Genomic DNA, 26150 nt, shown 5'->3' with positions numbered 1-26150 from the left:
CCCGCCCAGCCAGGACTGGCGGAACGTTCGCCGCCGTCTTCGGACCCCGGGCGGGACGGCGGGGAAGAGTTCAATATCGTGAACGTCGATCATGGCCCAGTCGTTCGGAAACGGGGAGCACATGCGGCAGCAGGCGGGCGGACACGGGCGGAAGGAACGGTCCGGTCTTGACCGCGAGCTCGAGCGGCTCGACGGTGCGCCGTACGGGCGCTACAAGGGGCTCGTCGGCGCCTGGGAGCTGCCCGGGGGAGCCACCCTGGAGCTGGTCAGGAGCCAGGCCGATCCGTTCGCCCCGCCCGCCCGCGTCGCCGTGCACGTACCGGGCCGACAGGCCGGATTTCCCCGTGAGTTGTGGGACTCGCCGGTGCGGCGCAGGGCGTTGGCCGGCTACGTGGTGCGCCGCGCGGCACGGGAGGCGGCGGGGGAGTCGGCCTACCAGGTGGACGCGGGTGGTCAGGAGGTGCTGGACCGCGGTTCGTGCACGGTCGGAGCCGCCGACGGATCGGTCACGCTGCGCCTCGGCGTCGCGCTGCCGGGACCGCGTCGGCGCATCGACGGCCGGGACGCGCGGCGGCTGCTGTGCCAGGGCCTGCCGCGGCTCGCCGAACGCGCGCTGCGCCACGCGGCGCCGGACGAGGCGGCGGTGCGGGAGTTCGTCGCGACGGTGGAGGACTCCGACGCGCTGCGCGCCGCGCTGCCAGGACTCGGCCTCGTCGCTTTCCTCGCCGACGGGGCGCTGCTGCCGCGCCGTTCCGGGGCGGACGACCGTCCCGCCCGGGGCTCGGGTCTCGTCCCCTTCCTGGCGCCCGACGAACTGCGGGTGACCGTGCGGCTGCCGCACGCGGGCCCGGTCACCGGCATGGGCATTCCCGAGGGGGTGACCCTGATCGTCGGCGGCGGGTTCCATGGGAAGTCGACCCTGCTGCGCGGCCTGGAGTCCGGCATCTGGGACCACGCGCCCGGTGACGGGCGGGAACGCGTCGTCGCCCGTCACGACACGGTGAAGATCCGCGCCGAGGACGGCCGCCGGGTGGAGCGCGTGGACGTGCACGCCTTCGTGGATCACCTGCCGGGCGGAGCGGACACCACGGACTTCTCCACCCCCGACGCCTCCGGCTCCACCTCGCAGGCGGCCTCCCTGTGCGAGGCCGTGGAGGCGGGCGCCCGGGTCCTGCTCATCGACGAGGACACCGCCGCGACCAACCTCATGATCCGGGACGCCCGGATGCAGGCCCTGGTCGCCAAGGAGCGCGAGCCGCTGACCCCGCTGGTGGATTCCGTGCGTTCCCTCCACCGCGATCACGGCGTCTCGACCGTCCTGGTCATGGGCGGCTCCGGGGACTACCTCGAAGTCGCCGACCGGGTCGTGATGTTGGACGCCTACCGCCCGTACGACGTCACCGGGCGGGCCCGTGAGATCGCCGCCCGGAACACCGGACGGCGTGCCGAGGCGGACTCCTTCCCCGGCGTGGTTCCCCGCCGCCCGGACCCGTCCTCGCTGGACTCCACCGTGCGGGGGCGCTCCCGCATCCGCGCCCGGGGCACGGACCACCTGGTCTTCGGGGAGCACGAGCTGGACCTGCGCGCCGTGGAGCAGCTCGCGGACGCACCGCATGTCACCGGCGTCGGCCTGGCGATGGAACTGCTGGTACGCCGCGGCCACTTGGACGGACGGCGGTCCCTGGCGGAGGCCCTGGACCTGCTCGACCTGGATCTCGACGGCCAGGACGGCGTGGCGGCGCTGAGGTCGGTGTACGACGACGACTTCGCCGTGCCCCGCCGCTACGAAGTCGCCGCCGCCGTCAACCGGTTGCGGACCCTGCGGGTGTTCCGCTGACGGGCGGCCGACGCGGCGCCGCGGCCCTCCCTCGATCGAGCAGCCGCTTCAGCCACCGGGCCGGATCGGTCCCGGCTGCACATGCTCGTGTTCCGTGGTCGGCCATGCGACGTCGTCGACCATCAGAAACGGCTCGTGGGGCACGGTCGCGGGGGTCGCTCCGGTGAACGCCAGGACGTCCCGATGCAGGTGGGACTGGTCGGTATAGCCGCCGTCGGCCGCGACGCGGGCCGCGCCCTCACCCGCGACCAGGCGGTGGACGGCATGGTCGAAGCGGACCAGCTTCGCGGCGCGTTTGGGCGGCAGGCCGAGCTGCGAGTGGAACCGGGACCACAGGCGCTTGCGGCTCCACCCGAGGTCGGCCGCCAGTTGGCCGACCCGGACCTGGCCGCGGCTGACGACGATCCGGTCCCAGGCCCGGGCCACCTCCGGGTCCACCCGCGACCGCGCCGCACAGCGGCGGGCGAGCAACGCGTCCGTCAGCGCGAAGCGCGCCTCCCACGAGGAAACGTCGCCCAGTTGCTCACCGATCCGTGACGCCTCCCGGCCCCACAGATCGTCGAGGGCCACCACCGCGCCGTCCAGATCGGCCGGGCAGGCGCCCAGCACCGCACGTGCGACCACCGGGGAGAGGCGCACCTGCACGCACGCCACGTTTTCGCCCCGCGCCCGGACCGCGCCTCCGCACCCGAATCCGGGCCCGGCGACGAGACTTCCCCACTGCCGCCGCCCGGCGGCTTCCTCCACGACGGGCCGCCCGGCGCCGAACATCAGAACCAGCATCACGGCCGGGTGCGGGACCATCCGGAGGCCGGTCAGGCTGCGGGCAGCGAACCCGGCCATGCTGACACCGGCCACCCGGCCGGGCCGCTGCGGACGTGCGACGTCCCACTGAGCCGGATCGTCATGTGCACCCGCCGTGGACCGCATCGTCACATGCTACGCGGGCCGACCGACGGAACATTTCTCCAAGCCACCGGCCCCCACCGGCGGCGACCGTGGGCTCATGTCTACTCATGACGGGGAATCCCGAAGCTCGATCCTGCACCTGGACGACGGCGACATCCACGTATGCCGGGACGGCTCCCGCGACGCCCCCGCGCTTCTGCTCATCCACGGGTCCGCCGCGTCGGTCCGCTCGTGGGAACCGCTGGTTCCGCTGCTGACCGAGTCCCACCGCGTCATCCGGATCGACCTGCTCGGGTTCGGCCGGTCGGCCAAACCGGACGATGGCCGCTACGAGGTCCCCGAGCAGGGCCGCCGGGCGGGCGTGGCACTGGACCGGCTCGGCGTCGAGCGCGCCGTAGCGGTCGGCCATTCCAGCGGCGGTATGGTCGCCACCGCCCTCGCCGAGCAACGACCCGATCTGGTGACCGCGCTCGCGCTCATCAACACCGGCCCCAGCCTGAACGCCTTCATCGCACCGGAGTCCGCCGCCGGCGGCCCCTCGCAGTGGCCGCCGACCGACGAGCAGATACGCCAGTTCGCGAGGACCGGTTTCAGCCGCGAGGGCTACCAGGTCCCGCAGGAACTCGTGGACGAGGTGCGCGGCATGACCCACCACTCGTTCACCGCGACCATGCGGGCGGCCACCGCCTACCTGGAGCAGCAGGCGCTTCCGGACCGGCTGACGGCCGTGGGCAAGCCGCTGCACGTGATCTTCGGCGACCAGGACCGCAGATGGCGACCCTCGTCCGCCGCCGACTACCGCGCCGTTCCCGGCGCGACAGTCGAGTGGCTGCCCGGTGTCGGACATTCGCCCATTCTGGAGGACCCGCCGCGGACCGCCGCACGGCTGCTGGCCTTCACCGCCCGCCACGCCGCGCGGCCGGACTGAACGGGACCGCGGCACCGGTCACTCGCCGTCACGGAAGAGGCGGCAGGTCCGCCGTGCCGCGCAGGTCCTCGGGCGCGAGCAGCCCTGCGGCACACAGACCGCGCGCGACCAGGCGCGCCACCTCGGCGGCGCCGTGCGGCCGGAAGTGGGTGTCGTCCCGGGCGCCGCGCGGGTGGTTGGGGTGCTCGCCGGGGGAGAGCCACAGAAAGGCGTCCTTGCTCCCTTCCGGTCCGAGCCGCTGCCACAGCGCGAGGGTCTCGGCCTGGAGGTCCAGCAGCGGGACGCCCTCCGCCGCCGCCAGTTCGCGCACCACTCCCGGGTAGTCGCCGTGGGTGGCCACGGCGCGGCCCGCCGCGTCGAAGCGGCGGCGTTCCACCGGGGTGAGGAGCACAGGACGCGCGCCCCGGTCGCACGCGGCCCGCACGTAGCGCAGCAGGCAGTGCCGGTAGGTGCCGAACGGGTCGGTCAGCCGCGAGGCGTCCTCCGTCTTCTGGTCGTTGTGGCCGAACTGGACCAGCAGCAGATCGCCGGGGAGCAGGGCCCGCAGTATCGGGTCGAGCCGGCGCTCCAGCAGGAAACTGCGCGAACTGCGGCCGTCGGCGGCGTGGTTCGCCACGGCCAGGTCCTGGGCGAGGAACCGGGGAAGTGCCACGCCCCAGCCGGTCATCGGGGCGGCCGAGGCCGGTTTCCCGGCCGCGGTGGAGTCGCCGGCGAGGTGGAGGGTGCGGCGTGCCGCCCGCCCGCCCCGGCCGCGGCGCCGCGGCGGAACCCGGGTGCGCCGGACGGCCCAGGGGGCGCCGAGCTCCGAGAAGAGGGAGAGGGACGCGGCGCTCGCGTCCACCAGCGCCCCGACGCCCGGAATCACGCGGCGCGGCGCCGCCCCGTCCGTCTTCGCGTGCCAGGCCCCCGGCGGCAGGCGCGCCGGGTCGGGGGCCGTGCGGACCGCCTCGACGACGCGGGTGAAGGCGCCGCTGCGTTCCAGCGGGCTCAACAGCCCGCCGCCGTCCCGCAGATGCGCGATCAGATCGTCCAGCAGGTCGGTGCGGGGATGAACGCGCTCCTCCGGCCCGTGGCCCGCGCGCTCCAGGAGGACCCGGTCCTCGGTGTACCACAGGACGATGCGGCCCCGTTCGCCGTGCACGACGACGTACGGTGCGGCGTTCCGTTCGGCGCACAGGGTGGCGGCGACGGTGACGATCGTCCCGCGCGTGGTCGTCAGCCGCAGGCAGGAAGTGTCGTCGGCCTCGATGTCGTGGGCCCGGAAGAGCTCGAGCTCCACCGCGGCGACGTCCTCGGCGCGGTCGCCGCCGTCGATCCGCAGGGCGGTGGCCACGGCGTGCGCCAGCGGGTTGGTCAGCACGCCGTCCACCACGTCGACCGTGTCCGCCGCGCCTGAGCCCGTGCCGAGACGGCGGCGCCCGGCCCACGGCGTGCGGACGTAGTACCGGGCGTCGCGCACCCAGGCCCCCGCGGCGCCGATGCCGTGCGGTCGGCCGATGGCCTCGTCCGCCACCAGCTCCCGTACGGCGGCCAGGGCGCGGGAGCCGAAGGACTGGAAGCCCACCTGGCATGCCAGCCCTGTCGCCCGCAGCGCGCCCGCCAGCTCCAGGAAACCGGCGAGCGAGGGGGTGGGCGGCTTCTCCAGGAGCAGGTGGGAGCCGGACCGCAGGGCGGTGAGCGCGAGGTCCAGGTGCGTGTGGATCGGCGTGGAGACGACCGTGATCGCGGGGCGCCGTTCGCTCAGCAGGGTGGCAAGGTCGGCGGACCACGCGGGCTCGCCGAGGCCGTCCAGCTCGCCGTCGGCGGGCGCCGCCGGGTCGCAGACGCCGACGACGCGCACCCGGCCTTCGCCGACGAGCCGCCGCAGGTTCGCGCGGTGGTGGCCGCCGTAGCCGCGGATGCCGCAGAGCACGACGGGGACCGGCGTACCGGCCTGCGGGGGAACGGTCATGCGCACACTCCTCGGGGGAGACAGGCGTTCGGTGCGGGCGGTCCCGAAAGTGGCCTCAAGGGGGGTGTTCAGCGTGGTGCCGCTGTGCTTCCATCAAGCTGGTATGCCAGATGCATGCCAAGGGAAGAGTAGCAGCGCTCTTCCGGTCTGCCGAGTCGTCGCTCCGCGGCGCGTCGGCGTAAGGAGCCCGTCCCATGCGCCTGTTCCGCCCACTCGTGGCACTCGCCGGGGTGCTCACGGTCCTCGTGCCGGCCGTCTCCCAGCAGGCCGCCGCCGACACCCCCGCGGCCCGTCCCGCGCCGGACCTCCAGCCGCGCGGGCTCGCCGATCCCGTCTGCGTGGACACCGCCCTGCGGCTGACCTTCGACGGCCCCGTACAACTGGGCGACCGCGGTCAGTTGCAGGTGCACCACGCCGACGGGACGCTGGTCGACAACATCGACCTCGCCGACCCGGGCACGTACCAGCGCAGCATCGGTGGCGCGCTGTCGGACTACGGCGAGGTGCACCGCTGGTTCTACGAGCCGGTGGTGGTGGACGGCCGGACCGTTTCGGTCCACCTGCACTACGTCCTGGACCCCGGCCAGGAGTACTACGTCACCATGGACGAGGGCTTCGTCCGCGGCCGGGCGGGCATCGAGGACCCGCAGACCTGGCGGTTCCGTACCCAGGAGGGGCCGGCGCCCGGCGCCCGGGAGCTGACGGTCGACCAGTCGGGCGGCGGTGACTTCTGCACCGTCCAGGGTGCCGTCGACTTCGTTCCCGAGGACAACACCGAGGACGTCCGCATCGACGTGGCACCCGGGATGTACCGCGAGATCGTCTACGTGCCGCAGACGAAGCCGCACCTCACGGTCGGCGGCAGCGGCGCCGGCCGCACCGTGATCGGGTATCCGAACAACAGCGTGCTCAACGGCGACGCCGCCATGGCCGACGTGCCGGCCCGGCAGAGCTACTGCCCGCGCCGCGTGCTCCCGCACCCCGACCGCTTCAACTGCTGGCGGGCGGCGTTCGGTGTGGACGCGGACGACTTCCGGCTGGAAGACCTCACCGTGCACAACCTCACGCCCGACGGCGGTTCCCAGGCCGAGGCGTTCCGCGGCAACGGGGACCGCATCGTGCTGGAGCGCGTCGCCGTGCTCAGCCACCAGGACAGCCTGCGGCTCCAGGGCCGGGCCTTCGTGACCGACAGCTATGTCGAGGGCGATGTCGACTTCGTCTGGGGCACCGGCGGCGTGTTCGTCCAGGATTCCGAACTGCGCTCCCTCGACGTCGGATACGTGACCCAGATACGCAACGCCCCGGACGGCCCCGGCAACGTTTTCGTCGACACCCGGCTGACCCGCGCCCCGTCGGTGCCCGAGGGGTCGGTGCTGCTCGGCCGCATCGACAGCCGTTTCCTCGGCAGCCAGGTCGTCTTCATCGACTCGGCCATGGACGCCCACATCGCCCCCGTGGGCTGGGCCCTCACGGACGCCGACTGTGCCACGGCGGACCGGCTGCGCTTCTGGGAGCACGGCAGCACGGACCTGACCGGCGCCCCGGTGGACGTCGGCGACCGGCTGCCCTGCTCGCAGCAGCTCGACGCGGGCGAGGCCGAGCGATGGCGCGACCCCGCGACCCTGCTCGACGGCTGGGACCCGCGCCGGCCGTAGCCGGCGCCCGCCCCGTCGCCCGGACCCGCCGTCCGGACCCCGCGCCCCCTCGAACCCGGCGACCACGACCACGGCAGGAGATCGCCTCATGTCCCCGGTATCCCGCAGAGCGCTCATCGGCACCCTCGGCACGACGGCGGCCACCGCCGCGGCCGCCGCAGGACCGGCGGCCGGCGCCGCGCACGCCGCGGCGTCCCGGCCCGTTCCGGCGCCGCCCCCGCCGCGGCCGGTGGCCCCCGTCAACGCGGAGGTGGCCGCCGCCCACGGCATCGACTACAAGGCGCTGCCGCAGGAGGCCGTCGGCGTCGACTGCGAGGAGCTGATGACGGTGCACACCGAGGAGGACGCGCGCACCCTCAGAGCCGCCCTGGTCGCGGAGGTCTGGAAGTCCGCCGACGGCCTGCTGCCCACGTCGCTGCCTGCGGTGGAGCGCGGCGTCGCCGCCCCCGAACTGCCGGCGTTCGAAGGCGTGCGCCGCGTCGACCGGCTCACCGTGCGCATGCCGTTCGAGCTGCGGTCGGTCGTCTTCCTGCTCCTGCCGCGCCACAGCGACCACACGCGCTTCGCGTTCTACCACAACGGCCACGGCGAGGAGCCCGGCACCATGACGCGCACCGCGCAGGCGCTGCTCGACGCCGGCTACGCGGTGCTGCTCTTCGCCATGCCGTTCTACCACTGGAACCCCAAGGAACTCCGGGACCCCGACGATCCGGCCCGAACGGTCACCGTGGAGTCGCACGACGACCTCGGGCCGTGGGAGACGCCGGGGTTCTCGACGCTGCGGTTCTTCCTGGAGCCGCTGACCGTCGCGATGAATCACGTGCGGCGGGAGTACCGGCCGTCCTCGGTACAGATGATCGGCCTGTCGGGCGGCGGCTGGGCCGCCACGGTCTACCCGGCCCTCGATCCCCGGGTGACGCGCAGCTATCCGGCCGCCGGCTCGCTGCCGTTCTTCCTGCGCTCCGCGCCGCCCAAGCCGAGCCCCACGACCGGCGACTGGGAGCAGCGCAGGGACAGACACCCGGCGTTCTACGGCATCTCCGACTTCATGGACCTGTACGCCCTGGCCGCCGTGGGAGAGCACCGCCGGCAGTTGCAGATCCTCAACCGCTTCGACGAGTGCTGCTTCAACGCCGTCGGGCACCGCGCATACGAGCCGGTGGTACGGCACCGCGTCGAGGTGATCGGTAATGGACACTGGGAACTGCTGGAGGACGCCACCCACGGGGACCACACCATCAGTCCCTTCGCCCTCTCCGTCGTCCTGTGGGACCTCGACGTGGCCTGCGGACATCTTCCGTAGCCCGGCCGCCCGGGCGAGCGGGCGGCCGGCCCGGGCGTCAGAGCGGCCCTTCCCGGGGTTCGCCGTTGACGACGACGTCGTGCATGCGGAGGCCGGTGACGGACTCCAGGAGGATGTCCTGCGCGGCGTCGTCGAAGGTCAGGCCGACCAGCCGCACGTCGCGCACGGGAGCCGCCGGGCGGGCGCGGACGCGCACCGGGTACTCGCAGGGGCCGCCCAGGGACCAGCGCGCCGCCGAGAGCCGCGAGACCTCGGCGAAGTGCTCGCCGCCGGTACCGCCCGCGTACTGGAAGGTCACCTCGAACGGCACGTATGTCCAGGCGGGCGCGTCGACGTCCGTCACCCGGACATCGCGCACGTAACCGCCGCGGGTGGGAGTCGACTTGACGTTGAGGACCCAGCCCACCGAGTCCTCTTCGAGGTCCGGGTCGCGTGGCAGGTACAGCCGGCGGGCGGTCACGTCGGAGACGCCGCCGCTCATCTCGCTGCCGATCGCCACCGCGGCGCCGCCGCTGAGGTAGACGCAGTCCTCGACGAGGATGTCGCGGGACGGGACGCCGACCCGCCAGCCGTCCTGGTCGCGGCCGGACTTGATGGCGATGCAGTCGTCATGGGTGGCGAAGGTGACCCGGCGGATGGTGACGTTCCGGCACGAGTCGGGGTTGCAGCCGTCGCTGTTGGGGCCCTGCGACTCGATCCGCACGTCCCGGACGGTGACGTCGCGGCTCAGGACGGGATGGATGTTCCAGAAGGGGGAGTTGCGCAGGGTGACGCCCTCGACGAGGACGTTCCGGCAGGAGTGCGGCTGGAGGAAGCTGGGCCGCAGGTAGTGCCCTTCTCCGAAGACCCGGTCCGCCACCGGGACGCCCTCCGCCCCCCACCGCTCCAGGTCGCCCCAGTCCGCCAGCTCGCTTGGCATGCCCGGCTCCCAGCCGTACTGGCCCGACCCCTTCCACGGCCACCAGTGCTCCATGTCGCCCCGCGCGTCGAGGACGCCGCGGCCGGTGACGGCGATGTCGTGCTGCCGGTAGGCATAGATCAGGGGGGAGTAGTTCCACGCCTCGACCCCCTGCCAGCGCGTGAGAACGAGGGGCAGGTAGGCCGCCGGATCGGTGTCGAAGAGCACCGTCGCGCCCTCGGCGACGTGCAGGTCGACGCCGCTGCGCAGGTGGATCGCGCCGGTGGCCCAGTCGCCGGGCGGGACCAGTACGTGCCCGCCGCCGGCGGCGTGGCAGGCGTGCACCGCCGCCCGGATGGCGGCCGTGCAGTCACTCGCGCCGTCGCCGACGGCGCCGTAGTCGGTGATCGGGAACCAGGCTCGGGGAAAGCGCGGGCACGTGGTGGCCCCGGTGACTCCGGGGGCTCCGTACGCGTCGCGGACGCCTGCGGCGCCGGCCAGGGGAACGGTGGCGGCCGCCGCGGCGCCCAGCCGCAGGACCTTTCTGCGTGCGGGACGGCTCATGGTCACGACTCCCGGTGCGGGGGACAGGGTAAGGGACCGGGTTCACCGGTCGGGTGGTGCGCGGGCGCGGGGTGCTCCCGGTGGTAGCGGGTCGCCTCGCCGGCGGCGTGCGCCGCGAACATCGGCCCCGCCGTGTCCGGGTCGCCGGCCCGCAGGGCGTCCAGCAGCTCGGCGTGGTACTCGGCCATCGCCCGCCAGTCGCCGGTGTAACGGGGGTTGCCCAGCACGTGCAGGCCCCACATGCTGGACTCGATCATGCGCCAGAGGCGGGTCAGCGCCGAGTTCCCCGCCGCTTCGCAGACATGGCGGTGGAACGACATGTCGGCATCCCGGAAGTCGCCGATGTCGCCGTCCTCGGCCGCCCGGCGCAGCCGTTCCACGTCGTCGGTGAGCAGCCGCAGGTGTGCGCCGTCCAGGTGCCCGCTCGCCCTGCGCGCCGCGTACTCCTCGAACATCACCCGGATATCGCGGACGTCCTGCGCCTGCTGCTCGGAGACCTGTGCGACGTACGTGCCCCGGTGCGACTGGGAGATCACGAGCCCCTCGTGCGCGAGCCGCTTGATCGCCTCGCGGGCGGGCGCCTGGCTGGTGCCGACCCGGCGGGCGATGTGCGACTCGACGAGCCGCTGGCCGGGCAGCAGTTCGCCCCCGACGATCCAGCCGCGCAGCAGCGCGTACACGTGGTCGGAGAGCAACTGCCTGGGCAGCGGCGTGGCGAGGGCCGTGTCGCCGCCGTCGGCGGGGGCGGCGTCGGCGGGGGCGGCGTCCGCCGACGGCCGCGCCTCCTCCTGCTCGCGCTGCTGCTCCTGCCAGATCCGGGCGACCGTGGACTGGGACAGGCCGAGCGCCCGGGAGAGCGCGCGGGTGGAGGGAACGGGGTCGCCGCGCCGGGTCTGTTCGAGCACGTCGGCGATACGGCTCTCCGCGTCCTGCCGGCTGCCGCTGCGCGGGCGCCCCGACCGGGGGGCGTCGCCGAGCCCGGCCACTCCCCGGCTCAGGTAGCGCTCCCGCCACTTGGCCACCGTCGCGGGGCTGACCTGGAGGCGCCTGGCGATCTCGGCGTTCGTCAGCCCCTCGGCACAGGCCAGCACCATGCGGCTGCGCATGCGCAGTGCCTCGGGCGGTCGCGAGGACCACTCGCGCAGGGTCGCGCGGTCCTCCTCGCTCAGCTGCGGAAACCTCGGCAAACGGGGATCGGTCACGGGCTCTGGTGTCTCCATGATGCAGAAATTTATGACTCGCTCGGCGGGGGCGGCAATGTCGCCGTCATCAATTTTTCAGTTCCGTCCTGCGCCTTGACGGGCGATTGACGTGAATCTATCAAATTATCGTTGCTCGATTATTGACCCACTAAACCATGATCGCCCAAGTCGAGGAGGCAGCCATGAGCCATGGGCCGGGAGATGCGGAGGCGGCTCCGCCGCGCGTCACCGCCTCCGTTCCCGTCGGTGTGCCGCCCCTGTGGGCCGTGCTCCAGCGCAGGCTCTTCGACGCGCTCGACGAAGCCTGGCGCGCCTTCGCCGGCCGCTACTGCGCGCCCGACGGCAGCCTGCGCTACGAGGGGCCCTCGGCCAGCCGTGACGGGGCCGACGACTTCTACGAGGCGTTCTTCAACTGGCCGACCCTCTACCAGCTCGGCGGCGCCGACGACCTTCTCGACGCCGCCAAGCACCACTGGCTGGGCGTCACCGCCCAGCTGACCGAACGCGGCTACGTCGTCGACGAGTTCGAGCGTGGCTACGACTGGTTCCACCTCGGGGAGTCGATGCTGCTGTTCTACGGCATCTGCGCCGCCGACCCGGGTGACGAGCACTTCGAGGCGCGCGCCCACCGCTTCGCCGAGCTGTACCTGCCGTCCTCACCGACGGGGAACTACGACCCGGAAGCGGCCGTGATCCGCGCCCCGCACAACGGCGCAGGCGGCCCCCGTTACGGGATCAACGAGGAGTGGGCCTCCTACGGCACCGGCCTGGCCTCGATGCGGCCGTACGGACTGCCGCTGCGCGACCTGCCGGGCATCTCCTCGTGGGCGGACCTGGCCGATCCGGCGAACGCCGCCCGCATGGGCGCCGCCATGCGGGAGCGGATCGGCCGCGGTGACGCCGTCGTCAACCTCGCCGCCACCAGCCTGGCCACCAACGCCTGGCTGTACGGCCACGACGACCGCTACCGCGACTGGGCGCTCGGCTACGTCGCCGCCTGGCGCCGGCGCGCCGAGGAGTGCGGTGGTGTCCTGCCGGACAACGTGGGCCCCTCCGGCCGCGTGGGGGAACTGCACGGCGGCCGCTGGTACGGCGGCAACTACGGCTGGACCTGGCCCCACGGCCTCTACAGCGTCGGCAACGCCGCCGTGATCGCCGCGGTCAACAGCGTGCTGCTGACCGGCCGCACCGACGGGCTCGACATCGGCCGCGGCCCGCTCGACCTCGTGGCCCGGCAGGCGGTGACCGGCGCCGTCACGGACACCGAGATGAGCATCAGCGACCGGTGGCACGCCGAACTCGGCGAGGACGCGGCCCGCCCCACCCTGCTGGTGCCCAACCGGTACGCCGACGGCGGCTGGTTCGACTACCAGCCGCCCCAGCTCGCCCTGCCCGTGTGGCTGTGGCACGCCGGAGCGGCGGCCGAGGACGCGGAGCGCATCGAGCGGCTGCGCGCGGCCGGCGGTTACGACTGGCGCACGGTGCGCGGCTTCCGCAACAAGGAGGAGGCGGGGCACGAGGCCCCCTGGCTCGCCTACCTGCGCGGCGAGAACCCGGACTACCCGACGGCCGTCCTCGGCGTCGCCCTCGCCCAGGTGGAACGGCGCATGGCGCTGATCGCCGCCGACACCACCACCCCGGGCAGCCTGGACATCCACCACTGGCAACGCCACAACCCCGTGCTCACCGAAGCCCTGCTGCACCTGACCACCGGGACCCCCCAGGTGCTGTACAACGGCGGGCTGCTGCCGCTGCGCCTGGCCTACGAGGACGCGCGGCGCGGCAGGCCGGGGCTCCCGGCCGACATCGCCGCCCTGGTCGACGACATCGGCCCCGACCGCACCTGCGTGCAACTCGTCCACACCGGCCTCACCGGCACCCGCCGCGTCGTGGTGCGCGCCGGGTCGTTCGGCGAGCACCGCATCGAGACGGTCCGCCTCGACACCCTCCGCGCCGGCGCCGCCGGGCCCGGCTACCCCGGCGACCCGCGCGCGTACACCGCGCCGGAAACCGCCGCCGGTACCCGCGAACTGCCCGTCGGCGGCCCCCGGCTCGAGGTGGAGCTGCCACCCGGCCGCCGGGTCCGCCTCGAACTCCGCCTGACCCCGCGCGCCTACCCGGCGGCCCACCACCGGCCGGCCCGCCCCGCCCCCTGACCCCGGCGTGCCACCACCCGAGCACCCGACACGACCAGAACCAGCGGAACGATGAGGAGAGCGTCAGTGGAGGACCACCCCGTGTGGGACTTGCCCGTGCGCGGCGCCACACCAGGCACCGCCGCCCCAGAACTCCTGCGCGAGCTGTCCGGCATCTCGTCGGCCACCGCGTGCGCCAAGCTCCACGCCCAGGGCATCCGGCGCACGTTCGTCTCCGGGCCCCGCCCGCTGACGGCCGGGCAGGCGGTCGTCGGCCGCGTCCGCACCCTCCAGTTCATGCCGCAGCGCGAGGACGTCGCCTCGGGCCTCGGCCACGAGTACGTCGAACGGCACACCGCCCTGTGGGCGGTGCTCGAAGCCGTCGAGCCCGGTGACGTGCTCATGGTCCAGGCATACGGCAGCACGCACACCGGCTGCTTCGGCGACATGCTCGTGCGCTACTTCCAGCGCAAGGGCGGCGCCGGGATCGTCGTCGACGGCTGCATCCGCGACCTCCCCCGGGTGCGCCAGACCGGCCTCCCCATCTGGTCGACCGGCGCCACCCCGCACTACGCCTCGCAGGCGGAGCTCTTCCCCTGGGCCTACGACGTGCCGATCGCCTGCGGCGGCGTCCTCGTGCTCCCCGGCGACCTGGTGGTGGCCGACGACGACGGAGCCGTGGTGGTGCCGCGGCGGCGCGCCGAGGCGGTGGTCGCCGCCGCCCGCGAACACGAGGAGTGGGAGCGCTTCAGCCGCGCCCGGATCGAGGAGGGAGGAGCACTCGCCGACTACTACCCGCTGACCGCAGAGACCCGTGCCGAGTACGAGCGCTGGCGCGACCGGAACTCCGCCTGACGACCCCGCCCCACCTCCGAACCCCCATTTCCCGGAACCGGAGAAGCCGACGTTCCGACACGCAAGGAGATCCCGTTTTGCTCAGAACCCGTAGACCGAACCGGAGCCTTCCGGTACTGGCGGCGAGCACCCTGCTGCTGGTCGCCGGCGCCGCACTGCCCGGGGACGCCGTCACCGCCGCCGATGGGTGCGAGCCCCGGCAGTTCTTCGTCTCCCCGGACGGCAGCGACCGCGCGGAGGGCGACAAGGACGACGCCTGGCAGACGATCGAGCACGCCCGCGACCACCTGCGCGAGGAGGGCCTGACCCGGCGGATGCGCTGCGACATCGTGGTGAACCTCCGGGCCGGTGACTACCAGGTGGACCAGGCCCTGGAGTTCGACGAGAACGACTCGGGAACGCGCGGCCACGAGGTGATCTACCGCAGCTACGACGGCCCCGGCGAGGCGCGCGTCGTCGGCGCCGAGCGGGTCACCGACTGGGAGGAGTACCAGGACGGCATCTACCGCGCCGACGTCGGCACCGACAACCCGTTCCACACGCTTTTCGAGGACGGCCGGCGGGCCACCACCGCCCGCTACCCCAACCGCGCCTCGGACGAGGAGTGGGCGCCGTACCTGTTCTCCGTGCTGAAGGAGCCGGAGAAGGAAGGAGTGCGCCAGTGGCTGTACTCCAACCCCGGTGACTGGGACCCGAGCTGGGACCTCGACGACGCCGAGGTGTTCATCTGGTCGGGCGGCAGCTGGAGCTGGTTCACCGACACCGTGCCGATCCAGAACCCCACCTGGGAGGACAACCAGATCACCATGGAGTACTGGACCCGCTACGCGCTGATCAACAGCCGGAGCGGATCACGGTACTTCCTTCAGAACTCCCTGGACTTCCTCGACCAGGCCGGCGAGTACTACCTCGACTACGACGAGGGCCAGCTCTACTACAAGCCGCGCGGCAACATCGAGGACGTCGAGATCATGGCGCCGGTCGCGGACACCCTCATCGAAGTGGCGGGCAGCAGCCCGGAGGAGCGGGTCGAGAACATCACGTTCGACGGTCTCGCCCTTCAGTACAGCGACTTCGTCGACTGGTACCGCTTCGGCTGGATCAGCGCGGGCGACTCGGGTTACCGGCACGAGTATCCGGAGTACGACCGGCAGATCGAGATGCCCCGCAACCGCTTCGGCGCGGTGACGGTGACCAACAGCCGCGACATCACCCTGTCGAACATGCGCATCTCCGACACGGGCTACCACGCCGTCTACGCCCTCTTCGCCAACGAGGGGCTGACCGTCCAGGGCAGCCTGCTGGAGAACATCGGCGCGGACGGCATCAAGGTCGAGGGCCCCTACCCGGGCGAGGGCGACACCTCCTACGGCCACCTCTTCACCAACAACTACATCACGCACTACGGGGAGCTGGTGCCCGGCGACGCCGCGGGCGTGGAGCTGATGAACACCGGCCGTAACGAGGTCAGTTACAGCCACATCGAGCACAGCGCCCGCTACGGGGTGAGCCTCGAAGTGCGCCCCGAGGTCGCGGCGGAGGACAACTACGCCCGCGACAACGTCTTCGAGTACCTGCGCATCGAGGAAGTCGGGCTGGACAGCGGCGACATGGGCGCCTTCTACACCTACGGCGTCGACAACGCCGAGCCGCACCCGATCGACAATCACGTGCGGCAGGTCGTCATCGGCGACGTCATCCCGGACGATTCGATGCCCGACAGCGGCACCCGGGGCGTGCACATGGACGCCGGCGGCTGCGGATTCAGCTTCACCGACATCGAGGTCGGCGAGGTCACCGACGACAAGTACCAGAGCTACCAGTGCAACACCGTGGAGAACGCCAACTGGCAGGACGGCTTCGACACGTCGCGGATGGAGTACGACCGGATCGGCGTCCAGGACTCCTTCCCCTACCCGGTGCCGGAGGAGACCTCCTGACAGCCGGCTGAACGGGCCGGACCGGCCCCGAAGCACCGCGGGCGGCCCGCCGCCGGGCCGTCCGCGGCGGGCGATCCACCACACGCGCGATCCGCGGACGGCGTGCCCGGCGCCCCGAGCGCCCCGGGCGGAGCCGCCGGCACAGCACCTCCGGGACGACGGGACACCGGACGACGGACAACGGGACAACGGGACAACGGGACAACGGAGGAAGCACCATGGGAATTCTGGACGGCTACCGGGTGGTCGACCTGTCGGTCACCGGGGCGGGGCCGCCCCCGGCGGCGCGCCTGGGCGACCTCGGCGCCGACGTGGTCACGGTGGAGCAGCGGCCGGAGCGGCCGGACGACGCGGGGGACGGCCGGGCGCGGGCCGCCGGGAGCACCGCGGCCATCACCCTTCCCGCCCGCGGCAAGCTCTCCCTCACCGTGAACCTCGCCACCGCCCGGGGGCGGTCGGTGGTGCTCGCCCTGGCCCGCGACGCGGACGTTCTCCTCCAGGACTACCTGCCGGGAGTGGCCGAACGGCTCGGCGTGGACTACCCGACGATCCGCCGGGCCAACCCCGGCATCGTGTATGTCTCGGTCTCCGGCCAGGGCCCCGCCGGACCGCGGGCTGACGACGCCCTGACCGCCGACTCCGCCCTGGAGGGGACGCTGGCGGCCCTGCTGCACCGGGAGCGCACCGGAGAGGGCCGGCTCGTCTCGGTGACAGCCGGGCGCCCGGCGCGAACGCCCGAGCCGCCCGGCCGTACCCGGGGCCGCGCCCCCTACCGGGTGTTCGCGACCAAGGACGGCCACCTCGCCCTGGCCATGCCGCCGCTCGAATCCCTCGGTGACGCCCTCGGTCTGCCGGAGCTGGGCGGCCGGGGCACAGGAGGCCACAACTGCCGGGACGAGATCACCGCGCTGGTCCGGCTGCGGCTGCCGCGCCGCACCACCGCGGAGTGGCTGGACCTGTTCGCGAAGCACGGTGTCGAGGCCGGGCCCGCCGCCCCGGACTCCGGGAACGGCACCGCCTCCAGGACCCGGCACGACGGCTCCCGCGCCGGGCCGGGCGGCCCCGGGCACCGGGTGTGGCCGCTGCTCGCCGAGGACTCCCTCGGCGTCCGGGGGGAGGCGTCATGACCGTTCCGGTGATCGCACCGCTCACGGCGGCCGGCGAACTGCGCGGCCTCACCTGGGACCACCCGCGCGGCTACGGCCCGCTGGAGGAGCTGAGCCGGATCGATGCCTCGGTGCCGACGGGCTGCGAGACGGTCGGCCGCCCGCTGCGCTGGGACCGGCAGCCGCTGTCGGGATTCGAGTCGACGCCGATCGCCGCACTGGCCGCCGACTACGACATCCTCGTCGTCGACCACTCCGGGCTCGGCGGCGCGGTCGAGGCCGGCTGCCTGGTGGCGATGGAGGTGCTCTTCGGCCCCACCGAGCTGGCGTCCTGGCGCGAACGCAGCGTCGGCGCCAGCTTCGACAGCTACGTCCTGGACGACCGCACCTGGGCGCTGCCGCTGGACGCCACCGCCCAGGTCGCCGCCGTCCGTCCGGACCTGATGGGGGAACGGGACCTGCCCCGCACCTGGGGACAGGTGTGCGCGCTGCCGAACGAAGTGCCGGTCACGCTCTGCCTGGGCGGGCCGCACGCCTTCCTCACCTTCTGCTCGCTCTGCCTGGCCCAGCGCGGGGAGCCCGCCACTGACGGCGACGACGACGCGCTCTTCCCGCGCGAACACGGGCTCGCCGCGCTGGAGACGATGGCCCGGCTCGCCGCCCGCACCCCGCCGGGACTGCGTTCCGCCGACCCGGTCGCCGTGCTGCGGACGATGGCCGCCGGCCAGGGACCGGCCTACTGTCCGCTGGTGCACGGCTACGTCACCTACACGCGCTCGGGCCCCTATCCCGTGGCCTTCTCCGCACCGCCCGCCTGGCTGCCCGGCGGGCGACCGGGCAGCGTGCTCGGCGGTGCCGGGCTCGCGGTCTCCCGCCGGCGGACGGGCGACGCCGCCGCGCGCTCCGCGGTCCGCGACCACCTGCGTCGACTGCTCGCCGACCCGGTGCAGCGCGAGCTGTTCCCGGTCACCGGCGGACAGCCCGCCGCCCGGTCGGCCTGGACCGACCGCTGGACCAACGATCAGTGGGGCGGCTTCTACCGCTCCACGCTCGCCACCGTCGAGCACGCCTGGGTGCGCCCGCGCTGGCCCGGCTACCCCGCGTTCCAGCAGGCCGCCGCGAGGCTGCTGCGCGACGGGCTGGCCGAGGGCCGGCCGCACCGGGCGCTGCTGGACGAGCTCGACGCCCGCCACCGTGCGGAGAGACGCCGATGACCACGGACTCCGCCCGGCCGAATTCCGGACCCCCGCCGTCCCCGCCGCCCCCGAGACGCAACTGGAGCCGAGCCATGCCTGAGTTGTCCCGACGCCATGTACTGGCCACCGCCGGAGCCGGCGCGGCGGCCACCGCCCTGTCCACCCGAGCCGCCGGTGCCGCGGAGCACGCCTCGAACGCCGAAACCCCCGGGGGAGCGCACGGGGAAGCGTCCGGTGCCGGCGGACACGGGCCCAACCCCATGCGACTGTGGTACGTCGCCCCGGCCGCGGAGTGGTTGCAGGCGCTCCCCGTCGGCAACGGCCGTCTCGGTGCCATGGTCTTCGGCGGCACCGACACGGAACGCCTGCAACTCAACGAGGACAGCCTGTGGGCCGGCGGCCCGCACGACTACGCGCGGCCCGACGCCGGGGAGTACCTGGAGGAGATCCGCCGCCTGGTGGTGGAGGAGAAGTGGTACCAGGCGCAGCTGCTGGCCGACTCCCACTTCCTCGGCACCCCCTCCGAGCAGGCGGCGTACCAGGTGCTCGGCGACCTCGAACTCGCCCTCTCCGGGGCCGGCGAGGTGAGCGGCTACGAGCGTGAACTCGACCTGGAGACCGCCGTCACCCGCGTCCGCTACACCCGCGGCGGGGTGCGCCACACCCGGGAGGTCTTCGCCAGCGCGCCCGACCAGGTCATCGTCGTGCGGCTGACCGCGGACGCCCCCGGCGCCATCGGCTTCACGGCCCGGTTCACCACCCCGCAGCGGGCCACCGGTTCGGCCGTCGACGAGCGCACGATCGCGCTCGACGGCGTCAGCGGCGACTGGTTCGAGACTCCCGGCTCGGTGCGCTTCCGCGCCGTCACCCGCGCGGTCACCGAGGGCGGGCGGACGAGCACCGACGCCCAGGGCGCCCTGACCGTACGGGACGCCGACGCGGTCACCCTGGTCATCTCCCTGGCCACCAGCTACCGCGACTACCTGGACGTACGAGCCGACCCGGTCGCCCGCGCCCGCCGCCACCTGATCCCGGCCGCCGGAACGCCGTACGCCCGGCTGCGGGAGCGCCATGTGGCCGACTACCGCAGGCTGTTCACCCGCGTCGGCATCGATCTGGGCACCTCGGACCGCGTGCACCTGCCCACGGACGAGCGGATCGGGCTCTTCGCGGACGGCGGCGACCCGCAGTTCGCCGCGCTGTACTTCCAGTACGGCCGCTACCTGCTGGCCTCCTGCTCCCGCGCCCCGGGCCAGCCGGCCAACCTCCAGGGCCTGTGGAACGACAGCATGAACCCGTCCTGGGAGTCCAAGTACACCGTCAACATCAACTTCGAGATGAACTACTGGCCGGCCGGGCCCGCGAACCTCGCCGAGTGCTGGGACCCCGCCGTGGACATGATCCACGAGCTGGCCGAGTCCGGCGCGCGCACCGCCAAGGCGCTCTACGACGCCTCCGGCTGGGTGCTCCACCACAACACGGACGGCTGGCGCGGCACCGCGCCCGTGGACCACGCCCATTACGGCCTGTGGCCCACCGGCGGCGCCTGGGTCAGCCTGATGCTGTGGGACCACTACCTCTTCACCGGGGACACCGGGGCCCTGAGCCGCAACTACCCGGTGATGAAAGGCGCGGTGCAGTTCTTCCTCGACACCCTCGTCGAGGACGCGGGCACGGGCTGGCTGGTCACCAACCCCTCGCATTCGCCCGAGGTCACCCACCACCAGGACGAGGGCGAGAGCGTCAGCGTCTGTGCCGGACCGACCATGGACATGCAACTGCTGCGTGATCTCTTCGACGCCTTCCGGCAGGCCACCGACGTGCTCGACCGGGACCACGGTTTCGCCGAGCGGGTCGGCGAGGTCCGCGACCGGCTGGCGCCGATGCAGATCGGCTACCTCGGCCAGCTCCAGGAGTGGCTGGTGGACTGGGAAGAGGCGGCGCTCGCCCAGAACCGGCACGTGTCCCACCTGTACGGGCTGTTCCCCAGCGCGCAGATCACCCCCAGGGGCACGCCCGAGCTGGCCGCCGCCGCCGTGAAGACCCTGGAGCTGCGCGGCGCCGCCGGAACGGGGTGGTCGCTCGCCTGGAAGATCAACATGTGGGCGCGGCTGCTCGACCCCGTGCGTGCCTACGAACGGCTCGGCGAGCTGCTCACCCCGGCCCGCACCGCGCCCAACCTCTTCGACCTCCACCCGCCGTTCCAGATCGACGGCAACTTCGGCGGGGTCTCGGGGATCACCGAGATGCTGTTGCAGAGCCACGCGGGCGAGGTGGAGCTGCTCCCCGCGCTCCCCGACGCCTGGCCCGCCGGCTCCTTCCGCGGGCTGATGGCGCGCGGCGGCTTCGAGATCGACCTGGAGTGGGGCCCGTCCGGCGTGACGCGGGCCGTCGTGCGCTCCCTGCTGGGCAATCCCGTCCGCGTCCGCACGCCGCACCGCGTGGATGTCACGGGTGCCGAGCCCGACCGGCCGGAGGAGCACGTGGTCGCCTTCGGTACCCGGCGGGGGAGCACGTACGTGCTCCGCCCCGCGTAGGCCGTTCCCCACCGACCAAGGAGTAGCGAACGTGACCGACATCAACGGAAGAGCCGCCCGGCACACGGGATTCGGGCGGCGCGCCTTCGTGACCGCGGCCGGCACCCTGGTGGGCTCCGCCGCGTTCGGCGGCGTGGCCCGCGCCGCCGCGCCGCGCGGGGAGGCGGTCGCCGCCCCCGCGGACGTGCCCGCGTTCCCCGGCGCCCAGGGCGGCGGCCGGCATGCCACCGGCGGCCGCGGGGGCTCGGTGTACGAGGTGACCACCCTCGCCGACTCCGGCCCTGGCTCGCTGCGCGACGCGGTCTCCGCGGGCGACCGCACCGTGGTCTTCCGGGTCTCCGGGACGATCCACCTGGCGGGCGGCCTGGACATCACCGGATCGAACCTCACCATCGCCGGGCAGACCGCCCCCGGCGACGGCATCTGCGTCGCCGGCAACGAGACGGAGATCAAGGCGGACAACGTCATCCTGCGCTACCTGCGCTTCCGCGGCACCGACGTCCTCGGCACCCCCATCGACACCTTCAAGATGGAGGGGCGCCGGGACGTCATCATCGACCACTGCTCCTTCAGCTGGGGCGTGGACGAGACCTGTTCCACCTACGGGAACCGGAACGTCACGGTGCAGTGGTGCATCGTCGCCGAGGGACTCACGATGTCCGCGCACGAGAAGGGCCGGCACGGCTACGGCGGGCTGTGGGGCGGCGACAACGTGACGTTCCATCACAACCTGCTGATCCACAACGGCGGACGCAACCCCCGCTTCAGCTTCGTCGAGGACGTGGACCTGCGGGCCGACCACCGGAACAACGTCATCTACAACTACGGCTACACCTCCTGCTACGGCGGCGAGTGGGCCGTCGGCGTCAACATCGCCGACAACTACTACAAGCCGGGCCCCGACACCGTCGCGGAGATCGCCCCCGTCCTCGTCGCCCCCGGGCGCGGCGGCTCCTGGTACGTCGCAGGCAACGTCATCGAGGGGCATCCCGACATCACCGCGGACAATGCGCGCGGCGTGGACATCCCCGTCGGCGGCGTCACGCTGCTGGACGAGCCCGTCGCCTTCCCTGACGAGATCGAACGGCAGACCCCGCAGGAGGCGTACGAGGCGGTGCTCGACGGCGCAGGGGCGATCCTGCCCCGCCGCGACGCCATGGACGCCCGGCTGATCGCGGACGTGCGCGCCGGAACGGGCCGCATGATCAACTCCCAGACGGAGGTGGGGGGACTGGTCACCCTGGCGTCGGCGACCCCGCCCGCCGACAGCGACCACGACGGGATTCCCGACGTCTGGGAACGGGCGCACGGCCTGAACCCGGACGACCCGGCCGACGCGGCGGCGGTCGACCCGGCCACCGGGTACACCCACCTGGAGCTCTATCTCAACTCCCTCGCCCCCACCGGCGCGCCCAACCCGGTCGCCGGGATCACCGCCCCGGCGGGCCACACGGTCCTCACCAGCGAGTCCGGCAGCCACGATGTGGTGATCGAGGCCGAGGCGACGGCGCACGAGGGCGCGGACATCGCCCGGGTGGAGTTCTACGCCGGCGCCGAGAAGCTCGGCGAGAGCACCGCCGCTCCGTACCGGCTGACGTGGCGGGACGCGCCGGAGGGCACGCACTACCTGACGGTCCTGGTCACCGACACCACCGGCACCGCCACCACCTCCACCGGGGTGCCGGTGCACGTCAACCGCGTCACCGACCTGGGGCCCTGGACCTCCGTGGACATCGGCGACGTGCCCATCCCGGGCGCGGCGGCGCTGGTCGACGGGGAGTTCACGGTGCGCGGCTCCGGCCGCGTCCAAGGGCGGAAGGACTCCTTCCACTTCGTCTACCAGCCGATCGAGGCCCCGGACGACGAGGTGGTGGAGATCATCGCCCGGGTCGACTCCGTGAGCCCCGTCTACGCGGACGTGCTGGGCGGCATCATGATCCGGGAGAACCTCACCGAGGACTCCGCCTTCTGCCTCATGGGCGTCGCCGTCTCGGCGGACGGGCTGGTCGGCATCTGCAAGCGCATCGCCTCGACCGGCGAGGAGATGAGCGTCGGCACCTACCCCTGGGAGGAGGGCGAGGTCCTTGAGGACCAGCCCTACTGGCTGCGGGTGACCCTGCGCGGCGACGAGTTCACCGCGGAGATCTCACCCGACTCGCTCCAGTGGACCCGCGTGGGCTACGAGCGGATCTCCATCGGTCCCGACCTCTATGCCGGACTCGTGGTCGACGCCAACAAGGAGGCGAACCTGACCGCCAACTACACCACGGCCAGGTTCAGCCAGGTGCGGATCAACCGCTGAGCAGCGGCATCCACACGCGCATCGCGCCGTCGCCGCGGTTGTCCCACTGGAAGTAGGGCACCGCGGTGACGGCCGCGGGCCGCCGGCGGTCGGCGGCCCGCGGCCCGCCGTGCCTGCGGTACGGCAGACCCGCCTCGTGCTCGCCCGCGACGGCCACCGCCTCGGCCCGCAGCACCACGGTGCGGCCGACCCCGTCGAGGTCCTCGCGCTCGACCTCCTGGAACGTGACGCCGGGCGGCAGCGCCAGGTCGTCGACGTCGGTGCCCGCCTCCTGGTCGACCTGCTCGAAGCAGTAGACCAGCGGCCCGCGTTCGACCGCCGCGCAGCCGCGGACGGCATCCACCCGCGGGTGCGGCACGGTCAGCCGGGGCGCCATGTCCAGCCGCAGCGTGACCGTGTCGCCGGGGCGCCAGACGCGGCGCAGCACGGCGTAGCCCCGCTCGTCACGTTCGGCGGGACAGCGCTCGCCGTTCACCTCGAGAGAGGTCCGCGCGCTCCACGGGGGTATCCGCAGGGCGAGCGCCCACGGCTGCGGGGGCGCCTCGGTGACGGTGACCGTGACGGCGCCGTCCCACGGGTACCCGGTCTCCACGCGCAGCCCGAGCCCGCCGCCCGCGAGCGGGCAGGACAGGGTCAGGGGCGCGAACTGCTGGAGGTGGAGGGTGGGGCACCCGGCGTCCTCCGAGACCGTCACCGCGTAGTGCTCGAGGGAGCCGGCCAGGCGCGTGACGGCCGGCGGGCAGCAGGCCGAGAAGAACCACTCGTCCCGCCAGCGCGGATCGCCGACCGCCTCCGCGTGGTCCGCCCGGCGTTGCAGCGGATTGCCCTTGTAGTAGCGCCGGCCGTCGGCGGAACGGGCCGCGCCGAAGGCATTGAACACCGTCCGCTCGATCAGGTCGGCGTACCGGGCATCCCCGGTGGCCAGCAGCAGCCGCCAGCTCCACTGGACGCTCGCGGCCGACGCGCAGGTCTCGTTGTAGGCCAGGTCCGGCGGGAGCTCGTACCGCTCCCCGAAGACCTCGCCCACCTGCCGCGAGCCGAGCCCGCCGGTCAGCGCCGTCTTCGTGGCCGCCATGTCGGCCCAGCGGGCGGCGGAGGCCGCCAGCAGCGCCGAGTCGCCCGTCTCCACCGCGACGTCGACGATCCCCGCCTCCAGGTAGAGGCCGCGCACGGCGTGCCCGGTCAGCGTCGGTGCCTCGCGCACCGGTAGGTGGTCCTGCCGGTGCGCCGAGCCGTGCTTGTGCCGGCCGACCAGGCCGTGGCCGCGGCGCTCGACGAACGCGGAGGCCAGCTCCAGGTACCGCCGTTCGCCCGTCACCCGGTACAGCTCCACCAGCGCGGTCTCCACCTCCGGGTGGCCGTCGAGCCCGGGGCCTGGGCCGGGGAGGAAGACGTCGGCGAGATGGTCGGCGAAGCGCCGGGCCACCGTGAGCAGCCGCCCGTCCGCGTCCACCGCGGCGCGGTGCGCGGCCACCGCCGCCTGCATCAGGTGCCCCGCGCAGTACATTTCGTGGCTGTCCACCAGCCGGGACCAGCGCCGGTCCGGCTCGGCCACCTGGTAGTGGGAGTCGAGGTAACCGTCCTCCTCCTGCGCCCGTTCCAGCAGACCCGCCGTGCGCCCGACGAAGTCCGACAGCGCGGCATCGGGGCCGTGCCCCAGCTCCCAGGCCGCCGATTCGAGGATCTTGTGGACGTCCGAGTCCATGTACACCGGCCCGCGGTACCCGCCCTCCGCCTCTCCCGCGGCGATCCGCAGGTTGCGCAGGTTGCCGGCCTTCTCCAGCCACTCGAGCGCCAGCGGCAGGCTCACCTCGCGGTTGACCCGCTGCCACCGCAGCCAGGGGCCGCCGGTCAGCCGGACGTGGGACGGACTCGGCGGCCGGTGGGCCGTGCGGGCGGTGGGGGAGGGGAGAGCGGGTCCTTCCATGAGCTTTCACTCCATCCTGGGTCGGGCGAGGAAGGCGATGGTCTGGTCGCGCACGCGGAGGATGTGGCTCTCCAGCAGCTCCCTGGCCCCGAGCCGGTCACCGCTCTCCAATGCGTCCACGATCGCGCGGTGCTCGGAGACGGCGGCGTTCAGGCGGGAGGCGGTGATGGGGGCTTCAAGACCGGTGCGCGTGACGTGGATGCTCAGGTGCAGGTCGTCGTGGAGGTCCAGCATCATGGGCAGGCCGCCCAGCTCGACCAGGGAGCGGTGGAAGGCGCTGTCGTTCTCCCGGAACTCGATGTACCGCTCCGGGTCGCGCAGCGACAGCCGGGCCAGCTCCCCGGCCTCGTCCACCAGTTGGCGCAGGCGCGCGGGCGGCTCCCGGTCGGTGCGCTCCGCGAAAAGGCGCAGGCTGTGCGACTCCAGCATCAGCCTCAGCTCGAAGAGCTCGTAGAGGCTGGAGAGCGAGGGGATCGCCACGGTGAAGCCGGCGGTGGCGTCGTACGCCAGCAGGCCCCGCTCGTACAGGCGCCCCACCGCGCTGCGGACGGGGGTGCGGCTCATGCCGAGCCGCCGGGCGAACTCGCGCACCGGCACGGGCTGGCCAGGGGCGGGCCTCTCCTTCGTCAGCCACTCCACCAGGGCCCGGCGCGCGTGGTTCTCAAGGCTCTCCGCGGCGGGCGCCGCGGACGACGACGCCGACCCCTGCTGGGCCGATGTCGTTCTCGGTGAGATCATGCCGCCTCCCTGGCGCTCCACGACTGGGTGTCCGGGCACTCGGCCCGGCCCCTCCGGCTGGGGGTCATGGTATGCCGCTGGTCGATCGTTCGTCTGCCCCGCTCGGACCGCTCCGATGCGGCCGCGCAGAATCCAGTCGCACGAGGGTTGACGCTATATTACCCGCC

At 73.3% G+C, this 26150-nt stretch carries 17 protein-coding genes; 11 read left to right on the top strand and 6 right to left on the bottom strand.

Annotated elements, in window-relative coordinates:
- The first annotated feature begins 91 nt into the window (after positions 1-91).
- Positions 92-1837 (top strand): ABC-ATPase domain-containing protein, encoded by a 1746-nt coding sequence (locus tag STBA_RS01855; protein ID WP_079251651.1) that lies wholly within the window; start codon positions 92-94, stop codon positions 1835-1837.
- 48 nt (positions 1838-1885) lie between these two features.
- Here STBA_RS01855 and STBA_RS01850 read toward each other — a convergent pair whose 3' ends face one another.
- Entirely contained in the window at positions 1886-2680 is a 795-nt protein-coding gene (locus tag STBA_RS01850) for a helix-turn-helix domain-containing protein (protein ID WP_079251650.1), read from the bottom strand.
- 163 nt (positions 2681-2843) lie between these two features.
- Here STBA_RS01850 and STBA_RS01845 point away from each other — a divergent pair, with 163 nt between their 5' ends.
- Positions 2844-3674 (top strand): alpha/beta hydrolase, encoded by an 831-nt coding sequence (locus tag STBA_RS01845; protein ID WP_077057556.1) that lies wholly within the window; start codon positions 2844-2846, stop codon positions 3672-3674.
- A gap of 28 nt (positions 3675-3702) precedes the next feature.
- On the opposite strand, the gene STBA_RS39410 is transcribed toward STBA_RS01845, so the two are convergent.
- The gene (locus STBA_RS39410) at positions 3703-5625 is read right to left on the bottom strand and encodes a GDSL-type esterase/lipase family protein (RefSeq protein ID WP_077057555.1); all 1923 of its coding nucleotides are present in this window, start codon (positions 5623-5625) and stop codon (positions 3703-3705) included.
- Between the two features lie 194 nt (positions 5626-5819).
- Here STBA_RS39410 and STBA_RS01835 point away from each other — a divergent pair, with 194 nt between their 5' ends.
- Together STBA_RS01835 and STBA_RS01830 are read left to right on the top strand one after the other, a co-directional pair.
- On the top strand, positions 5820-7280 hold the full coding sequence (locus STBA_RS01835; RefSeq protein WP_077057554.1) for a pectinesterase family protein: 1461 nt from the start codon (positions 5820-5822) through the stop codon (positions 7278-7280).
- An 88-nt stretch (positions 7281-7368) separates the two neighbouring features.
- The gene (locus STBA_RS01830) at positions 7369-8583 is read left to right on the top strand and encodes a hypothetical protein (RefSeq protein WP_077057553.1); all 1215 of its coding nucleotides are present in this window, start codon (positions 7369-7371) and stop codon (positions 8581-8583) included.
- 37 nt (positions 8584-8620) lie between these two features.
- On the opposite strand, the gene STBA_RS01825 is transcribed toward STBA_RS01830, so the two are convergent.
- Both STBA_RS01825 and STBA_RS01820 read right to left on the bottom strand, forming a co-directional pair.
- A complete protein-coding gene (locus STBA_RS01825; protein WP_077057552.1) occupies positions 8621-10045 on the bottom strand; it encodes a glycoside hydrolase family 28 protein in 1425 nt (474 codons plus the stop codon).
- A 2-nt stretch (positions 10046-10047) separates the two neighbouring features.
- Entirely contained in the window at positions 10048-11265 is a 1218-nt protein-coding gene (locus STBA_RS01820; protein ID WP_079251649.1) for an FCD domain-containing protein, read from the bottom strand.
- Between the two features lie 164 nt (positions 11266-11429).
- Here STBA_RS01820 and STBA_RS01815 point away from each other — a divergent pair, with 164 nt between their 5' ends.
- The 7 genes from STBA_RS01815 to STBA_RS01785 all read left to right on the top strand — a co-directional run bounded on the left by STBA_RS01815 (position 11430) and on the right by STBA_RS01785 (position 23318).
- On the top strand, positions 11430-13403 hold the full coding sequence (locus STBA_RS01815) for a hypothetical protein (protein ID WP_077057551.1): 1974 nt from the start codon (positions 11430-11432) through the stop codon (positions 13401-13403).
- 66 nt (positions 13404-13469) lie between these two features.
- Entirely contained in the window at positions 13470-14237 is a 768-nt protein-coding gene (locus STBA_RS01810; protein ID WP_253194485.1) for a ribonuclease activity regulator RraA, read from the top strand.
- A gap of 77 nt (positions 14238-14314) precedes the next feature.
- Complete coding sequence (locus STBA_RS01805; protein WP_107484959.1) at positions 14315-16177, top strand: right-handed parallel beta-helix repeat-containing protein; 1863 nt, start codon at positions 14315-14317, stop codon at positions 16175-16177.
- Positions 16178-16395: 218 nt separating this feature from the next.
- Complete coding sequence (locus STBA_RS01800) at positions 16396-17304, top strand: CoA transferase (protein WP_077057549.1); 909 nt, start codon at positions 16396-16398, stop codon at positions 17302-17304.
- On the top strand, positions 17301-18497 hold the full coding sequence (locus tag STBA_RS01795; RefSeq protein WP_077057548.1) for a hypothetical protein: 1197 nt from the start codon (positions 17301-17303) through the stop codon (positions 18495-18497). Before STBA_RS01800 ends, STBA_RS01795 begins: the two co-directional genes overlap by 4 nt.
- A gap of 74 nt (positions 18498-18571) precedes the next feature.
- The gene (locus tag STBA_RS01790) at positions 18572-21016 is read left to right on the top strand and encodes a glycoside hydrolase family 95 protein (RefSeq protein ID WP_077057547.1); all 2445 of its coding nucleotides are present in this window, start codon (positions 18572-18574) and stop codon (positions 21014-21016) included.
- A 31-nt stretch (positions 21017-21047) separates the two neighbouring features.
- A complete protein-coding gene (locus tag STBA_RS01785) occupies positions 21048-23318 on the top strand; it encodes an Ig-like domain-containing protein (RefSeq protein WP_079251648.1) in 2271 nt (756 codons plus the stop codon).
- Here the strand turns inward: STBA_RS01785 and STBA_RS01780 are convergent.
- Both STBA_RS01780 and STBA_RS01775 read right to left on the bottom strand, forming a co-directional pair.
- On the bottom strand, positions 23308-25245 hold the full coding sequence (locus STBA_RS01780) for a beta-L-arabinofuranosidase domain-containing protein (protein ID WP_077057546.1): 1938 nt from the start codon (positions 25243-25245) through the stop codon (positions 23308-23310). The genes STBA_RS01785 and STBA_RS01780 overlap by 11 nt on opposite strands.
- Positions 25246-25251: 6 nt before the next feature.
- Complete coding sequence (locus STBA_RS01775; protein ID WP_077057545.1) at positions 25252-25983, bottom strand: GntR family transcriptional regulator; 732 nt, start codon at positions 25981-25983, stop codon at positions 25252-25254.
- Positions 25984-26150 lie beyond the last annotated feature (167 nt).

The organism is Streptomyces sp. MP131-18 (genome assembly GCF_001984575.1).
GTDB lineage: Bacteria > Actinomycetota > Actinomycetes > Streptomycetales > Streptomycetaceae > Streptomyces > Streptomyces johnsoniae.
Note: the sequence above shows the minus strand (reverse complement) of the source record. Positions and strands in the feature narration are given on the sequence as shown.